The organism is Thalassospira sp. HF15 (assembly GCF_011806525.1).
Taxonomy (GTDB): Bacteria; Pseudomonadota; Alphaproteobacteria; order Rhodospirillales; family Thalassospiraceae; genus Thalassospira.
The window spans coordinates 113,636-128,419 of sequence record NZ_JAAVKI010000001.1; the positions used below are offsets into that span (position 1 = coordinate 113,636).

Annotated in this window: 14 protein-coding genes; 9 read left to right on the forward strand and 5 right to left on the reverse strand. The window is 54.5% G+C overall.

Annotated features, from left to right (window positions below; genetic code table 11):
- Positions 1 to 126: 126 nt before the first annotated feature.
- Entirely contained in the window at positions 127 to 1,497 is a 1,371-nt protein-coding gene (locus HED22_RS00545) for an aspartate aminotransferase family protein (protein ID WP_167717823.1), read from the reverse strand.
- A gap of 304 nt (positions 1,498 to 1,801) precedes the next feature.
- On the opposite strand from HED22_RS00545, the gene HED22_RS00550 reads away from it, so the two are divergent.
- The 5 genes from HED22_RS00550 (at position 1,802) to HED22_RS00570 (ending at position 7,124) form a co-directional block, all read left to right on the forward strand.
- Positions 1,802 to 3,184 carry a glutamine synthetase family protein gene (locus HED22_RS00550; RefSeq protein ID WP_167717825.1) on the forward strand — a complete coding sequence of 461 codons (1,383 nt, stop codon included), beginning with the start codon at positions 1,802 to 1,804 and terminating at the stop codon, positions 3,182 to 3,184.
- Between the two features lie 42 nt (positions 3,185 to 3,226).
- Complete coding sequence (locus tag HED22_RS00555; protein WP_167717828.1) at positions 3,227 to 3,775, forward strand: cupin domain-containing protein; 549 nt, start codon at positions 3,227 to 3,229, stop codon at positions 3,773 to 3,775.
- An 84-nt stretch (positions 3,776 to 3,859) separates the two neighbouring features.
- Entirely contained in the window at positions 3,860 to 5,365 is a 1,506-nt protein-coding gene (locus HED22_RS00560) for an aldehyde dehydrogenase (RefSeq protein WP_167717829.1), read from the forward strand.
- 70 nt (positions 5,366 to 5,435) lie between these two features.
- Positions 5,436 to 6,407: an agmatinase gene (gene speB, locus HED22_RS00565; RefSeq protein ID WP_167717831.1), complete on the forward strand. Its 972-nt coding sequence runs from the start codon at positions 5,436 to 5,438 to the stop codon at positions 6,405 to 6,407.
- Positions 6,408 to 6,530: 123 nt separating this feature from the next.
- Positions 6,531 to 7,124 (forward strand): tyrosine phosphatase family protein, encoded by a 594-nt coding sequence (locus tag HED22_RS00570; RefSeq protein ID WP_167717833.1) that lies wholly within the window; start codon positions 6,531 to 6,533, stop codon positions 7,122 to 7,124.
- A 42-nt stretch (positions 7,125 to 7,166) separates the two neighbouring features.
- Here HED22_RS00570 and HED22_RS00575 read toward each other — a convergent pair whose 3' ends face one another.
- Positions 7,167 to 7,535, reverse strand: coding sequence for a cupin domain-containing protein (locus HED22_RS00575; protein ID WP_167717835.1), 369 nt, complete (start codon positions 7,533 to 7,535; stop codon positions 7,167 to 7,169).
- Positions 7,536 to 7,793: 258 nt separating this feature from the next.
- Between HED22_RS00575 and HED22_RS00580 the strand changes: the two genes are divergently transcribed.
- Together HED22_RS00580 and pgi are read left to right on the forward strand one after the other, a co-directional pair.
- Positions 7,794 to 8,753 carry a PfkB family carbohydrate kinase gene (locus HED22_RS00580; protein WP_167717837.1) on the forward strand — a complete coding sequence of 320 codons (960 nt, stop codon included), beginning with the start codon at positions 7,794 to 7,796 and terminating at the stop codon, positions 8,751 to 8,753.
- A gap of 147 nt (positions 8,754 to 8,900) precedes the next feature.
- On the forward strand, positions 8,901 to 10,547 hold the full coding sequence (gene pgi, locus HED22_RS00585) for a glucose-6-phosphate isomerase (RefSeq protein WP_167717839.1): 1,647 nt from the start codon (positions 8,901 to 8,903) through the stop codon (positions 10,545 to 10,547).
- 6 nt (positions 10,548 to 10,553) lie between these two features.
- Here the strand turns inward: pgi and HED22_RS00590 are convergent, their stop codons facing one another.
- From HED22_RS00590 to HED22_RS00600, 3 genes are read right to left on the reverse strand one after another with little or no spacing between them, the layout of a single operon-like run.
- Positions 10,554 to 10,844 carry a DUF3253 domain-containing protein gene (locus HED22_RS00590; RefSeq protein WP_167717708.1) on the reverse strand — a complete coding sequence of 97 codons (291 nt, stop codon included), beginning with the start codon at positions 10,842 to 10,844 and terminating at the stop codon, positions 10,554 to 10,556.
- On the reverse strand, positions 10,841 to 11,035 hold the full coding sequence (locus HED22_RS00595) for a DUF2256 domain-containing protein (RefSeq protein ID WP_167717841.1): 195 nt from the start codon (positions 11,033 to 11,035) through the stop codon (positions 10,841 to 10,843). Before HED22_RS00595 ends, HED22_RS00590 begins: the two co-directional genes overlap by 4 nt.
- 22 nt (positions 11,036 to 11,057) lie before the next feature.
- Positions 11,058 to 12,104 (reverse strand): NAD(P)/FAD-dependent oxidoreductase, encoded by a 1,047-nt coding sequence (locus HED22_RS00600; protein WP_167717843.1) that lies wholly within the window; start codon positions 12,102 to 12,104, stop codon positions 11,058 to 11,060.
- 186 nt (positions 12,105 to 12,290) lie between these two features.
- Here HED22_RS00600 and HED22_RS00605 point away from each other — a divergent pair, with 186 nt between their 5' ends.
- Entirely contained in the window at positions 12,291 to 13,886 is a 1,596-nt protein-coding gene (locus HED22_RS00605; protein WP_167717845.1) for a choice-of-anchor I family protein, read from the forward strand.
- A gap of 163 nt (positions 13,887 to 14,049) precedes the next feature.
- Positions 14,050 to 14,784: a response regulator gene (locus HED22_RS00610; protein WP_167718975.1), complete on the forward strand. Its 735-nt coding sequence runs from the start codon at positions 14,050 to 14,052 to the stop codon at positions 14,782 to 14,784.

The window sequence follows — 14,784 nt, forward strand, 5'->3', positions numbered from 1 at the left end:
TGGGCGTTGGGATGTGTGTGCCTGTGGGGCAGGCGTCGCGATGTTGATCAATCCCGCAGGATTAAAATACCCGGCTATGATAGTTCATGCCGGGTATTTGGTTAAGTCTTTGTAATCAGGGCTTGATTACATTTTGCCAAGTTTTTTTGCGGTGTCGTCAAGTGACTTACGCAGAAGTGTGATCAACTCGTCGATTTCGTCATGGGTGATGCAAAGTGGCGGAGAAAGTACCATGCGGTCACCACAGGCGCGCGAAATCACGCCATTGGCCACACAGGCATCACGGCACATGGTGCCGACCGTGCCCGGGTTCTCGAAACCTTTGCGGGTTTTCTTGTCATCAACCAGCGGCATGCCGGCAATCAGGCCAACGGTTTCAACCGCACCGACCAGCGGATGGTCTTCAAGGGTTTTAAGGGCCTTGGCGAAGTAGGGTGCGATATCATCCTTGACGCGTTCGACCATCTTTTCTTCGCGCAGGATGCGAATGTTTTCAAGCGCGACCGCCGCACAGGCCGGATGACCGGAATAGGTAAAGCCGTGGGTGAATTCACCGCAATCATTAATCAGGACGTCGGCCACCCGGTCGCCAACCATGACGGCCGAGATCGGCAGGTATCCCGAAGACATGCCCTTTGCCATCGGCATCAGGTCCGGCTTGATGTCAAAGGTGTCGCAACCAAACCATTCGCCGGTCCGGCCAAAGCCACAGATGACTTCGTCAGCAATCAGAAGAATGTCGTATTTTTTGCAGATACGCTGAATTTCCGGCCAGTAGGTTGACGGCGGAATGATCACGCCACCAGCACCCTGGATCGGTTCGCCGATAAAGGCACCAACGCGGTCTGCGCCAAGTTCCTCGATCTTTTCTTCAAGCTTGCGCGCAGCAATCAGGCCGAATTCTTCGGGGGTGTGATCGCCACCTTCGCCGTACCAGTAAGGCTGATCGATATGAACGATATCCTTCACCAGCGAACCGCCCTGCGAATGCATGCCCGACATGCCGCCAAGCGATGCGCCCGCCACGGTCGACCCGTGATAGGCGTTCTTGCGGCTGATGATGTGGGTGCGCTCGGGCTTGCCTTTAAGGTTCCAATACTGATGCACCATGCGGACAACCGTGTCGTTCGCCTCGGAGCCCGAGTTGGCGTAGAATACGTGGTTCAAGCCTTCCGGGGTGATTTCGGCAAGAACCTTTGAAAGTTCAATCGCCGGCGTGTTCGCACACTGGAAGAAGTTGTTATAATAGGGCAGTTCAAGCATCTGCTTATAGGCGGCTTCGGCAAGTTCCTTGCGGCCATAGCCGATATTGACGCACCAAAGGCCCGCCATGCCGTCAAGATACCGTTTGCCGTTCGAATCTTCGATAAAGACGCCTTCGGCACGGGTGATCACACGGGTGCCGCGATTGTTCAGGTCCGCCGTATCTGTGAACGGGTGAATGTGGTGAGCCTGATCAATGTCCTGCCAATAGGCGGTTTTGTCGAAATTATTCATAACGTCTCCTGGCAGCGGGGCTGCTCTGCTTTCGTGCGATATGTTGAACATCTGACGTTAGTGTTCGTTTTTTCGAACACCTTTGCAAGAGGATTTTTCGACAATCTTTTTGATAGGTTCAAGCTTGGTTTTTGTTATCCACCGGTTGATGCGCGTCCTCTGAGGGATAAGTTTTGATTGGGGACGGGAAAATTGTGCGTTGCATGATTTGCACGATATATCGAACGAATGGGCTTGACCGGGGCAATGCGGCGCGGCACGATGCCAGCTGATTAAAACAGGCTTTTTCTGGGAGTATAAGACGATGAACAAGTCGTTCGTCGAAGACAGTAGGGCAGAAGCCCAACGTTTCTTTGAAGAAAATCCGGATGTCGAACTTGTTGAGTTGCTCATTCCCGACATTAACGGCGTGTTTCGCGGCAAGCGAATCAGCAAACAGAAATTCCTGAAAAGCTTTACCGAGGGTGTAACCCTTCCAGGTTCGTTGTGCCTGGTCGACATTACCGGTGACAATCCCGAAGGCACGGGCCTTCTTTGGTCGAGCGGTGACCAGGACAACCTGGCAAAACCGATCCCGGGAACCCTGTGCCGCGTGCCTTATGGTGAATTGCCCCTCGCGCAGGTAATGATGAACCTGCATAACCTTGATGGCAGCCGGTTCTTTGCTGATCCGCGCAATGTGTTGCAGGGGGTGGTTGATCGCATGGCGGAGGACGGTTTTTATCCGACCGTTGCGCTTGAACTTGAGTTTTATCTGGCCGATCAGAACGAAGAAACCGCCGAACCGCTGCCGCCGCAGCCGCTTGGCGGGGGGATCGCGTCTGACGGTGTGCAGGTCTACGGCCTGCAACAGATCGAGGATTTTGAAAAGGTCCTGCATGACGCGGTTGCCGAACTGAACCGTCAGGGTATTCCAGCCGATACCATTGTTGCGGAAGCCGGTCCGGGGCAGTTTGAAATCAACCTTGGTCACGTGACGGATCCGATGCTGGCCGCCGACCACGCCATGCAGCTTAAACGCGTGGTCAAGGGGATTGCCTGGGATCACGGTGTAACCGCGACCTTTATGGCAAAGCCCTATTCCGATCAGGCGGGCAATGGCCTGCATATTCATGTGTCGCTGCGCGATAAGGATGACAATAACGTCCTGTCGCCCGTGGGGGATGAAGAAGTCTCGGACAATCTGCGTTTTGCGATTGGTGGCCTGCAGGAAAGCATGTTTGAAAGCATGGCGATCTTTGCGCCGAACCCGAACTCCTTCCGCCGGTTCCAGAACAAGGCCTATGCGCCGATGTCCCCGAACTGGGGTTTGAATAACCGTACCGTCGCCCTGCGTATTCCGGCAGGCAGCCCGAAGGCCGCACGTGTCGAACACCGTGTCTCCGGCGCCGATGCCAACCCGTATCTGGTTCTGGCATGTGTTTTGGCCGGAATGCATCACGGTCTTAAAAACAAGCTTGATCCGGGCGAGCCGACTGTCGGTAACGGCTATGAACAGCATGGTGGCAAGATTGTCCCACGCAGCATGATTTCGGCACTCGATCGTTTTGTCGAAGGCGATATCGTCAAGGAGTATCTCGGCGAACGGTTTGTCGAGGTGTTCGATATTTGCCGTCGTGCTGAGTATGACGAATTCTTCGCCGAGGTCACCCAGCTTGAATATCGCTGGTATCTCGACGCGGTCTAAGCAAACAAACCAATAATAAAGTTCGATAGGGAAAAGACGGGAATGTCGCAAAAGGTAGGGGATCGTCTGAAGGCGGTGCGCAGCATGTACGGGCTGTCGCAACGTGAACTGGCCCGTCGGGCCGGTGTGACAAACAGCACGATCTCGACGATCGAACAGAACCGGGTCAGCCCGTCTGTTGATAGCCTGGCCAAGGTTCTGGCGGGCATTCCCATGAGCCTGATTGACTTCTTCACCATTGATCTCGATACCGGTGAGGAAATCTTTTTCAGGAAAGAAGACCTTGTTGAACTTTCTGATGGGACGATGTCGATGCGTCTTGTCGGGGCATCGCGCAAGGACCGTAACCTGCGCGTGCTGCATGAAACGTACCCTGTGGGCGGGGATACCGGTGATAACCTGATTGTCCAGAAGGGCGAGGAAGCCGGTGTCGTTGTCCGCGGCAAGCTTGAAGTCACGGTAGGTGAACGGGTCAAGGTGCTTGGCCCCGGTGATGCCTATTACTTCAATGCGGAAATTCCGCACCGCTTTCGAAATGTGGGTGACGGGGAATGTGAAGTCGTCAGTGCGGCGACACCACCGTCATATTGATGACAGATCGTTAGGGCAGGGTGCCCACATGCAACGATCAAATTTGAATAAAATCCAAATGCGCCATCCGTCAGGAGACTTCCGATGACCAATCCGATGAATTTTGAACAGCTGACCGCACAGGCCAAAGCCCTTGATTTTCGCAACAAGGCGTTCATCAACGGTGCCTATGTTGATGCCGCGTCGGGCAAGACATTTGATTGCATCAGCCCGCGTGACGGATCGGTTCTGACCAAGGTTGCCGAATGCGACGTCGAAGACGTCAACCGCGCTGTGGCATCGGCACGTGCGGTGTTTGAGAAGGGCAGCTGGTCCGAAGCCGCCCCTGCAAAGCGCAAGGCGATCATGCTGCACTTTGCCGATTTGCTGGAAAAGAACGCCAGCGAACTGGCATTGCTTGAAAGCCTTGATATGGGCAAGCCGATCACGCTGGCCGCACGTGATGACATTCCGCTGTCTTACAAGTGCATCCGCTGGTACGCCGAAGCAATTGACAAGATTTATGACGAAATTTCCCCGGCGGGCCCCAATGAAATCGGCATGATTACCCGTGAACCGCTGGGGGTGGTTGCTGCGGTGGTGCCGTGGAACTTCCCGCTGATGATGGCGGTGTGGAAACTGGGCCCGGCATTGGCAATGGGGAACTCGATCATCCTCAAACCGGCTGAGCAGTCCCCGTTGACCGCCCTGCGTGTCGCAGAAATCGCGGTCGAGGCCGGTATTCCCGAAGGTGTTCTCAACGTTGTTCCGGGCTTTGGCCCGACGGCCGGCAAGGCACTTGGCCTGCATGAAGATGTTGATTGCGTGACCTTTACCGGGTCGGGCGAAGTCGGCAAGCTGTTCCTGCAGTATTCCGGTCAGTCGAACATGAAGCGTGTCTGGCTGGAATGTGGTGGCAAAAGCCCGAACATTGTTCTGGCCGATTGCCCGGATATGGATGCAGCCGCCGCTGCCGCCGCCGGTGGTATCTTCTATAACCAGGGCGAGGTTTGCACGGCAGGTTCGCGCCTGATCGTTGAAGAAAGCATCAAGGATGAACTCATTGAAAAAGTGATCGCAGCGGGTGCCAAAATGCAGCCGGGTGATCCGCTTGATCCGAAAAGCCAGATGGGGGCAATCGTTGATGAAAGCCAGATGAACCGGGTTCTCGGTTATATCGAAAAAGGCTCCAGCGAAGGCGGCGTGTTGTGCACTGGTGGTAAACGGGTTCGCACCGAATCTGGTGGCTATTATGTCGAGCCGACCGTCTTTGATGGCATCAAGAACGACATGACGATTGCCAAGGAAGAAATCTTTGGCCCGGTTCTGTCGGTTATTTCCGTCAAGGACTGGAAAGAAGCAGTCCAGACCGCAAATGATACGCCATATGGCTTGGCGGCGGCTGTCTGGACCAGCGATATCAACAAGGCACATCTGACTGCAAAGAAACTGCGTTCGGGCCTTGTTTGGGTCAATTGCTGGGACGGTGGATCAATTACCATGCCGTTTGGTGGCTACAAACAGTCCGGCACCGGGCGTGACCGTTCCTTGCATGCGCTGGACAAATATTGTGAAGTCAAATCAACCTGGATTGCCTTGGGTAACGGTTAGGCGGCTGATTCCTGTTGACCGCTGATGGGCAGCGTCCGGGATCGCGACAAGGAATAGGGAAGGATTTAAAATGAGCAGCACCGGCGTCATTGACACCAAGGGCGGTGATAACGCCTTTACGGCAAAATCCGTGCATCAGAACACCAGCGAGCCGATGTATTCCGGCGCGCTGTCGTTTATGCGTCGCCGCTATTCCCGTGATCTGAACGGGATTGATGTTGCGGTCACCGGTATTCCCTATGACCTTGCGACATCAAGCCGTCCGGGTACGCGTTTGGGCCCGCAGGGGGTGCGTCGTGCTTCGACCAACCTTGCATGGGCACCGCATTTCCCATCCGGGCGCGATATCTTTGCTGAACTCGCCGTGATTGATTATGGCGACATGGTCATTGATCCGGGCCATCCGGAAAAGCTTCCGGAAATGATCGAAGACCATGCACGTGATATCGTGCAGTCCGGTGCCAAGATGCTCACAATCGGTGGCGATCACTTCATCACCTATCCGGTGCTTAAGGCACATGCCGAAAAGTATGGCGATGGCATTTCGCTGATCCAGTTCGATGCCCATTCCGATACTTGGGAAGATGACGGGGATCGTATTGATCACGGCACCATGTTCTGGCATGCAGCGCAAAAGGGCATCGTCAATCCGTCGAAATCCATTCAGGTCGGCATCCGCACCCACAATGAATCGACCCACGGGTTCAATATCCTCTATGGCCCAGACGTTCAGTCGATGTCAATTGATGCCATCGTTGAAAAGATCAAGGCAACAGTGGGTGACAACCCGGCCTATATCACCTTTGATATTGATGGCCTTGATCCGTGCTATGCACCGGGCACCGGGACGCCGGTGCTGGGCGGTTTGACCAGCCATCAGGCTGTCTCGATCCTGCGCGGGCTGGCAGGGCATGTGAACCTGATTGGCAGTGACGTGGTTGAAGTTTCCCCGCCCTATGATGTTTCAGACATCACATCGCTTGCCGGTGCCACCATGGCGTGGGAAATGCTGAACATTCATGCGGTTAACCGCGCAAAATAATCCGAATCTCGAAATCATGCTTCGCAGGGGCCGGTATCTTTTCATGATACCGGCCCTTGTTTTTTCATTTTCCTGTGCTCTGATAGCGTGCAGAAAAAGAAACGAAGACAGGAGACCAAGGAAATGAAACCAATCGCAATTTCGCGCCTGACCATTTGTGGCATCGACGAGCTGCCCACCCATCGCAGCCATGGTGTGACCCACGTCCTGTCTGTTATGGATCCCGAACGCGAAGACCCGGCCATATTTGGGAATTACGACCCGCATGAACGCACCATCCTGCGTTTCCATGATGTAATCGAAGACAAGGAAGGCCGTCCGGCTCCGACCAAGGCTGATGTCGAGGCCATTCTTGCCTATGGCGAAACCCTGATCGAAAGCCGCATGGACCGTCGAGACGGGCACCTGTTGGTGCATTGTCATATGGGTGTGTCGCGGTCGACTGCGGCGATGATCACCCTCATGGCCCAGTGCGAGCCGGATCGGGATGAAGACAGCATCTTCACCACCATCCGCGAGATGCGCCCGATTGCCTGGCCGAACTCGGTGATGATCGCCTATGCCGATGAACTTCTGGGGCGCGAGGGGCGCCTGACCGCGGCCCTTCATCGCCATTACGCCATTCAGCTCGAACGGGATGCGACGTTTGAAAGCTGGATGACGGGACTTGAACGCCAACGAGAAGTGGGCTTTGGAAAGAGCCTGCAGAGGACGTAATCCTTCCTCCACAGTCGCTCTGTCGCGGCAATTTCGTTGAAGTTACATTTGCTGCGACAGGGTTTTGGTTTTTTCCGTAACAACATTGCCGGTGTGTTTGGTCGATTTGCTCTCAATCAGCAGGACCCAGCACTCTTCCTTGGCAATCGGGTTATGCATGACCCCGTTGGGGATGGTCAGAAATTCGCCTTCGCTCAGTTCGACTGTTTGGTCTTCGAACTCGATGATCAGGCTGCCTTTGACGATATGGAAAAGCTCGTCTTCCTCGTCATGGGCATGCCAGACCAGTTCGCCTTTCACTTTCGCGATTTTGAGATATTGGTCATTCACCTCGCCGATGATCTTTGGCGACCAATAGTCGGTAACTTCATCAAAACTTTGCATCAAATTGCGTGCGACGAGTGTGCTCATGAAAATGCCCTGTTGTCTGAAACTATGGTTTGGTGTTGATTTCGCGACATTATCCGGGACGATTTTTACACAGAAGTCATATTCTTTCCGGTGCAGGCCTTTTGCGCAAGAATGTGAAAAGCCGATATGCTGACGAATGCGAGATGACGTTCGATTAGCATTTGTCTGACGCGTTGAATCGATTTAAAAGGCGGTGGGTCCCACAGGCCACATACTACTGATCCGCCAATTTGCGGACTTTCCGAACGGAGAAACGTCATGACAGCCAAAGCTGTTTGTCTTGGGGAACTGCTGATTGATTTTGTTCCGACGGTGACCGGAACCGGTCTTGCCGATGCGCCGGCCTTTGCCAAGGCCGCCGGTGGTGCGCCGGGAAATGCGGCTGTGGGCTTGCAGCGCCTTGGGATTGAGACCGGCTTTATCGGTAAACTCGGCGATGATGCCTTTGGCCATTTTCTGGTCGATACGCTTAAGGCTGATAATGTCGATACATCCGGTATTGTCCTGACCAAGCAAGCGTTGACCGGGCTTGCATTCGTGTCATTGCGTGCGGATGGCGAACGTGAATTTTCGTTCTATCGCAGCCCGTCGGCCGACATGTTGCTGAGCATTGCTGATCTTGATCAGGACATGTTGAAATCAACCGATCTGTTCCATTACGGAACCCTTTGCATGATTGATGATGATCCGCGTGCTGCAACGCTTGAGGCGATCAGGATTGCGCGCGAAAACGGTGCGATCATTTCATGCGATCCGAACTTGCGCCTGCCGCTATGGCCGAGTGTTGAAAAGGCCCGTGAAATCCTGCGTCTTGCGATCAGTCAGGCCGATGTTGTCAAGATATCGGACGAGGAAATCACCTTTGTCTCGGGCAAGGATGACCTTGAAGAAGGCATCAAGGATCTGTGGTGTGACCAATGGCGCGCGATGATCGTGACCTATGGTCCCAAGGGATCGCGCTATATCACCCCGGACTTTGACGGCTTTGTACCTTCCTTTGAAATTACCGCGGTCGATGCCACCGGGGCAGGGGATGGTTGCACGGCGGGCTTCCTGTCGCGCCTGCTGAAGGACCCGGATCTTCTGGGGTCAGAAGACAAGCTTGCCGCAGCATGCCGCTTTGCCAATGCGGTTGGCGCGATTACGGCGACCAAGCGTGGTGCGATCAACGCATTGCCGACTGAAAAAGAAGTCGAAGACTTTCTTTCGACACGTTAAGTCGATAAAAATAAGGATGTCGCGGCATCAGGACCGCATAGGCCGCGACATTCTGCAAACTGTCCCACACATGGTTTGAAACGCGTGCTAGCCTGTTGGCGTTAGCACCGCATTGTTGTGAATGAATTCGAATGGGCCGAGGGTGGTATGTCTGCTGATAAAATGACCGCAAGCTGGGAAAAACTCGATCAACTGGGCGCGGAAGTTTCCGAAAAACTCAATCTGCGTCAGGCCTTTGCCGACGATCCCGCACGGTTTGAGCGCTATAGTGCGGCCCTTAACGACCTGTTTGTCGACTATTCCAAAAACCTGATCACCGATGACGTGATGGCAGCCCTGACTGAGCTTGCCAAGGCGGCCAACGTCGAAGGCTGGCGCGACCGGATGTTTGCCGGGGACAAGATCAATATCACCGAAAACCGGGCGGTCCTGCATACGGCCCTGCGCAACCTTGATGGCGGCCCGGTTGAGCTTGATGGTGCCGATGTCATGCCAGCGGTCAAGGATGTGCTCGCACGACTGAAAGACTTTGCTGCACGGGTACATTCCGGTGAATGGAAGGGCCATACCGGCAAGAAAATAACCGATGTTGTCAATATCGGCATTGGCGGGTCCGACCTTGGCCCGGTCATGGTCAACGAGGCGCTGCGCCCGTACCATATTGATGGCATTCGCTGCCATTTCGTGTCCAACGTCGATGGCGCGCATATTGTCGATACGCTGAAATTCCTGGATGCGGAAACGACGCTTTTCATCATCGCCTCCAAAACCTTCACCACGGACGAGACACTGACCAACGCCTATTCGGCGCGGGACTGGCTTGTCGGGATGCTCAAGAACGAAGCGGCCGTTGCCAAGCATTTCGTTGCCGTTTCAACCGCCCTTGATAAGGTCGCGGCATTTGGCATTGATACCGACAATGCATTTGGTTTCTGGGACTGGGTTGGTGGGCGTTACAGCCTGTGGTCGGCGATTGGTCTGCCGATCATTCTCGCAGTTGGCTATGAAAAGTTCGAAGAATTGCTGCGCGGTGCGCAGTCGATGGATAACCATTTCAAAACAGCGCCGATTGAAACCAACATTCCGATGATCCTTGGCCTGATCGGCGTGTGGTATCGCAATGTTTTGGGCGCATCCAGTCAGGCAATCCTGCCTTACGATCAGCACTTGTCGCGTCTGCCAGCCTATTTGCAGCAGGCCGATATGGAAAGTAACGGCAAATCGGTCACCCGTGATGGCAAACCGATTGCCTATGAAACCGGTCCGATCATCTGGGGTGAACCGGGCACGAACGGCCAGCATGCCTTTTATCAGCTGATCCATCAGGGCACAGAACTGATCCCGGTTGATTTCATCATGGCGGCCAATGCGTTGCATCCGCTGGCCAATCATCATGACAAGCTGGTCTCGAACTGCCTTGCACAGGCAGAGGCGCTTATGCGTGGCAAGACCGAGGATGAGGTGCGCGAAGAGCTCTCTGGCAGTGATTTGAGCCCGGCCGAGATTGATGTGCTGGCACCGCAAAAGGTGTTTGATGGTAACAAGCCCAGCACCATGATCCTCTATAAGCAGCTTGATCCCTTCACCCTTGGTCGACTGGTGGCGATGTATGAACACAAGATCTTTGTTCAGGGCATCATCTGGAACGTCAATTCCTATGACCAGTGGGGTGTTGAACTTGGCAAGCAGCTTGCCAAGGAACTGCTACCGATGGTCGAGGGCAAGGAAGATGTCGGCTCGCGCGATGCATCCACTGCCGGTCTGATCAAGCGCCTGCATGCGTTGCGTGACTAGGGCCGTTTAGTCATCGTTCTCGTCATCGGGGACGATGCGCAACCGATAATGACCTGAAGGGCGGTTTTGGCCATGGCTGATACCGCCCTTTTCAAATGTCAGCTTGCCCTCAGCACATAGTTGATCTGCGACCTGATGCACGCGCGGCATCAAATCCCGCCAATAGGAGCCGAAGGTTTTGGCAACCTCGGACGGGCAGAGCGTTTTGGCGGCCCCGCGTTGTGTCGCCATATCAATCATGCGTTGGCGCAGGATGGCATAGGTTGGCGGATCTTCGTCTTTTTGATCAAACATCATGATGATTGATCCTGCAGGTTCGTTTTTGCAGGCTGTTTTCGCTGGCGTCGGCACCGATCCGAGCAATACTGAACCTCGTTCCAGCAATCCTTCCATTTGCGCCGCCAGTTAAAGGGGCGTGCACACATCACGCAGGTTTTCTGCGGCAGGTCTGATTTGCTGTGGCGATGACCATTGGCATTTTTCGGCATGACAATGCGTTCGGAATATAGGTTACCCGATCAGGGCTTCGACCATGGCGTGTGCCGCCGTTCGGCCACTGCGCCAGGCGGCCTCGACCCGCGCGCCAAGGCACCAGTCACCTGCAGCAATCACCCGGCCATTCATCCCATTGAGATGACTTTTTCCAAGTGGCAGCTCCGTACGGGCATAGCGCCACCGATGGGCTTGAACGGAATGCAGTTCTGGCAGTTTGACACCGCTGACATCGCGCAGGGCGGCAAGCAGCTTTTCAATCACACGGTCCTTGTCATCTTCAAGATGGGCGCGCGACCACTCCGGGCTGGCATGAAGTACCCACGGGTCCGGTGTGCGGCGATGGAACATATCACTGTTCTGGCTGCTGCGTGCGGCCCAGCTGATTTCCGGGCTGGGATAGAGCATTGCGTCAAAGCCGGTCGGAAGGGGCGTTTCAAACGCTGCCATCACCGCCCAGCATGGCGCCATGACAACCTCGTCAATCGGCGCATAGCGCGGGGCAAGGGGGCGCAAAAGGTCAGCGGCCTGCGGGGCAGGGGCAGTCACGATCACGCCATCAAACGGGCCGTAGCTGCCATCGAGATCGTCATGCAGCATAAAACTGCGCGGGCCGGCCGGTTCGATCCCGACGATGCGATGTTGTTTCTGGATCGGGAAGGTATCGACCAACGGGCCGATCAGCTTGTTCATCTGCGGCGCACCCTGATACCAGGACTCTTCGGCCAGATTGCCAACGTGACGCGCAATCGGGGATAGGGCAGCACCCGATTGGGTCTGGGCCGGATTACCGCGATGCAGGTTCGGCGACCAGTTCTGAGCTGCGTTGAATTCCTTGGCCTCTTGCAGGAAGGCATTGAAGCCGGGATCACGCGCCGTAACGTATTGTGCCCCGTGATTGAAATAGCCAAAGTCTGTGCGCCGTGATGCCAGACGCCCGCCAAGTCCACGGCTTTTTTCAAAGACGGTAACGTTCATGCCAATGCTGTGCAGGGTGCTTGCTGCCTTGAGACCTGCCATTCCGGCACCGATCACGGCAATATTGATGTTCGACATCTTTGGCATCGGGACACTCCTGTTGGCTGATAACCCGTGGCGTTGTGGTGACGTCTTTCTGTTACGGGAATTCCGTCCGGTTGGAGCAGTGCCTGCCATAAGAAATTTATGAAACTGTCACCACCGGTTCATCAAACCGTTACAGCAAACCCTCAGGCTGCACACTTTATTGAAGGTTATTCCAAGGGGGAAAATATGCGTTCTTCACTGATGGCAACTGCTGCTGTTTCTTTGCTTCTGAGTGCCTGTGCTGGCACGCCGTCTGAAAACACCATGATGGCTGGTGATATCGTCAATGCGGGCGCGCATCCGATCACGATTGTGCCGATGGGCGAATATCGCACCGGCATGCTTGATGAGAGTGCCGCAGAAATCCCGGCGTTCGATCCGGTATCAAACCGCATATTTGTCGTGAATGGTGCGGACAAGGTGATCGACATTCTTGATATGTCCAACCCGTCCGAGCTCAACAAGATCGGTGCGATGGATCTGTCCATATGGGGCAAGGGTGCCAACAGTGTTGCCGTCATGAATGGTGTTGTCGCGGTTGCCGTTGAAAACGAAGACAAACAGGCACCGGGTCAGGCTGTTTTCTTTGATACCGAAGGCACCTTTATCTCGGCTGTGACCGTCGGCGCGCTGCCCGACATGATCAAGTTTTCTCCGGATGGTAAATATGTGCTGGTCGCCAACGAGGGCGAACCCAATGATGCCTTCACCATCGATCCGGAAGGCAGCGTTTCGATCATCTCGATGGCCGGTGGTGCAGAAAATTTGTCGACTGATGATGTTCGGACGGTTGACTTCAACTTCCTGAATGGCGGCAAACTGCCTTATGGCATGCGCACGTCGAACCCGGGGACCTCAAGCGTCGCACAGGATGTCGAACCGGAATATATTGCCGTCTCCAAGGACAGCAAAACTGCCTATGTGTCACTTCAGGAAAACAACGCTGTTGCGATCATTGATATCGAAACCGCGACAGTAAAACGCATTGCAGGCCTTGGTTTCAAGGATCATTCGGTTCATGCTTTTGACGCCAGTGACAAGGACGGAAAAATCAATATCCGCACCTGGCCGGTGATGGGCATGTACATGCCTGACACCATTGATGCGATCAATATTGATGGCAAGGATTGGGTTTTGATCGCAAACGAAGGCGATTCACGTGATTATGACGGCTATAGCGAGGAAACCCGCGTTGGCAAACTGACCCTTGATCCGGTGGCATACCCGACGGCAAGCACCCTGCAAAAGGATGAAAATCTTGGTCGTCTGAAAACCACAACGGCACAGGGTGACATCGATTTTGATGGCGATGTTGACGTGATCTATAGCTATGGTGCGCGGTCGTTCTCGGTCCTGAATGCGAACGGCGAGATGGTCTTTGACAGCGGCGACGCGTTCGAGCAAATCTTGGCCGCAGACTACGCCAACGTTTTCAATTCCTCGGATACGGAAAACTATAGCCGCGACAACCGGTCCGATGACAAGGGTCCAGAGCCCGAAGGCATCGCCAGTGGCTATGTTAATGGCACGCCCTATGCGTTTATCGGTCTGGAACGTCAGGGTGGCTTTATGGTCTATGATCTGACCAACCCGACCAATCCGCAGTTCGTTACATATCACAGTGATCGCCGTTTCTCGGGCAATCCGGAAAACGATACGGCCGGGGAACTGGCGCCAGAAGGTCTTCAGTTCGTCGATGCCAAGGACAGCCCGACCGGCAATGCCATGCTGGTGGTGGCGTCAGAAGTATCCGGCAGCACCAAGGTCTATGACCTGAAGTAATCATCATTCAATACAGATTTCTTGATGTGGAAAAGCCGGGCATTGCCCGGCTTTTTCCATTTTAAAGACCACATGGTAAAATGGTTCAAACCGTTGTCGAATTAGACTAAACTCCGGCCACGGTCAGGGACATGGCCGACGAATATCAGGGGAGTTCGGGACACTGACAACGCGACGTGAACCACATATTCTGGTCGTTGATGACGATCAGGAAATCCAGAAGCTTTTGAAAAAGTTCCTGTTGCAGCACGGTTTTCGCATTACCACCGTCTCGGACGGTAATGAAATGCACCGTGCATTGCGCGACTGGAAAATCGATCTGGTCATTCTCGATATCATGCTGCCGGGCGAGGATGGCTTTGCACTTTGCCGCGATGTGCGTCGCACCTCAAAGGTGCCGATTGTCATGCTGACAGCAGTCGGCGAGGATACGGATCGTATTCTGGGCCTTGAACTGGGGGCGGATGATTATCTGACCAAACCGTTCAATCCACGTGAATTGCTGGCCCGTATTCGCGCTGTGTTCCGTCGTTTCGAAACCGGCACAGTCGCGCCTTCTGATAACGAGGTTGCACCGGCGCACAAGATCATTTTCGGCGAATGGACGCTTGATATCGGATCACGCGAATTGCGCGATGCCGATAACGTGGCAGTGCATTTGTCGACCGGTGAGTTCTCGTTGCTTTTGGCACTGGTGAAAAACAACAAGCGGGCGCTGTCACGCGAACAGCTTGTGGATATTGTGCGTGGGCAAAGCTCGCTGCCCTTTGATCGCAGCATCGATATTCAGATCAGCCGCCTGCGTCGCAAGATCGAAAAAGACGCCAAGAACCCAAAACTGATCAAGACAGTGCGCGGCATCGGTTATCAGTTTTGCGCTGACACTCAGACGCTTTAG

Bases quoted from the DNA above. Each gene is read 5' to 3' on its own strand.
- HED22_RS00600 (WP_167717843.1), bottom strand. From the start codon at position 12,104: ATGCCAAAGATGTCGAACATCAATATTGCCGTGATCGGTGCCGGAATG.
- speB (WP_167717831.1), top strand. From the start codon at position 5,436: ATGAGCAGCACCGGCGTCATTGACACCAAGGGCGGTGATAACGCCTTT.
- HED22_RS00605 (WP_167717845.1), top strand. From the start codon at position 12,291: ATGCGTTCTTCACTGATGGCAACTGCTGCTGTTTCTTTGCTTCTGAGT.
- HED22_RS00555 (WP_167717828.1), top strand. From the start codon at position 3,227: ATGTCGCAAAAGGTAGGGGATCGTCTGAAGGCGGTGCGCAGCATGTAC.
- HED22_RS00550 (WP_167717825.1), top strand. From the start codon at position 1,802: ATGAACAAGTCGTTCGTCGAAGACAGTAGGGCAGAAGCCCAACGTTTC.
- HED22_RS00570 (WP_167717833.1), top strand. From the start codon at position 6,531: ATGAAACCAATCGCAATTTCGCGCCTGACCATTTGTGGCATCGACGAG.
- HED22_RS00580 (WP_167717837.1), top strand. From the start codon at position 7,794: ATGACAGCCAAAGCTGTTTGTCTTGGGGAACTGCTGATTGATTTTGTT.
- HED22_RS00560 (WP_167717829.1), top strand. From the start codon at position 3,860: ATGACCAATCCGATGAATTTTGAACAGCTGACCGCACAGGCCAAAGCC.
- HED22_RS00590 (WP_167717708.1), bottom strand. From the start codon at position 10,844: ATGATGTTTGATCAAAAAGACGAAGATCCGCCAACCTATGCCATCCTG.
- HED22_RS00575 (WP_167717835.1), bottom strand. From the start codon at position 7,535: ATGAGCACACTCGTCGCACGCAATTTGATGCAAAGTTTTGATGAAGTT.
- HED22_RS00595 (WP_167717841.1), bottom strand. From the start codon at position 11,035: ATGCCGAAAAATGCCAATGGTCATCGCCACAGCAAATCAGACCTGCCG.
- pgi (WP_167717839.1), top strand. From the start codon at position 8,901: ATGTCTGCTGATAAAATGACCGCAAGCTGGGAAAAACTCGATCAACTG.
- HED22_RS00545 (WP_167717823.1), bottom strand. From the start codon at position 1,497: ATGAATAATTTCGACAAAACCGCCTATTGGCAGGACATTGATCAGGCT.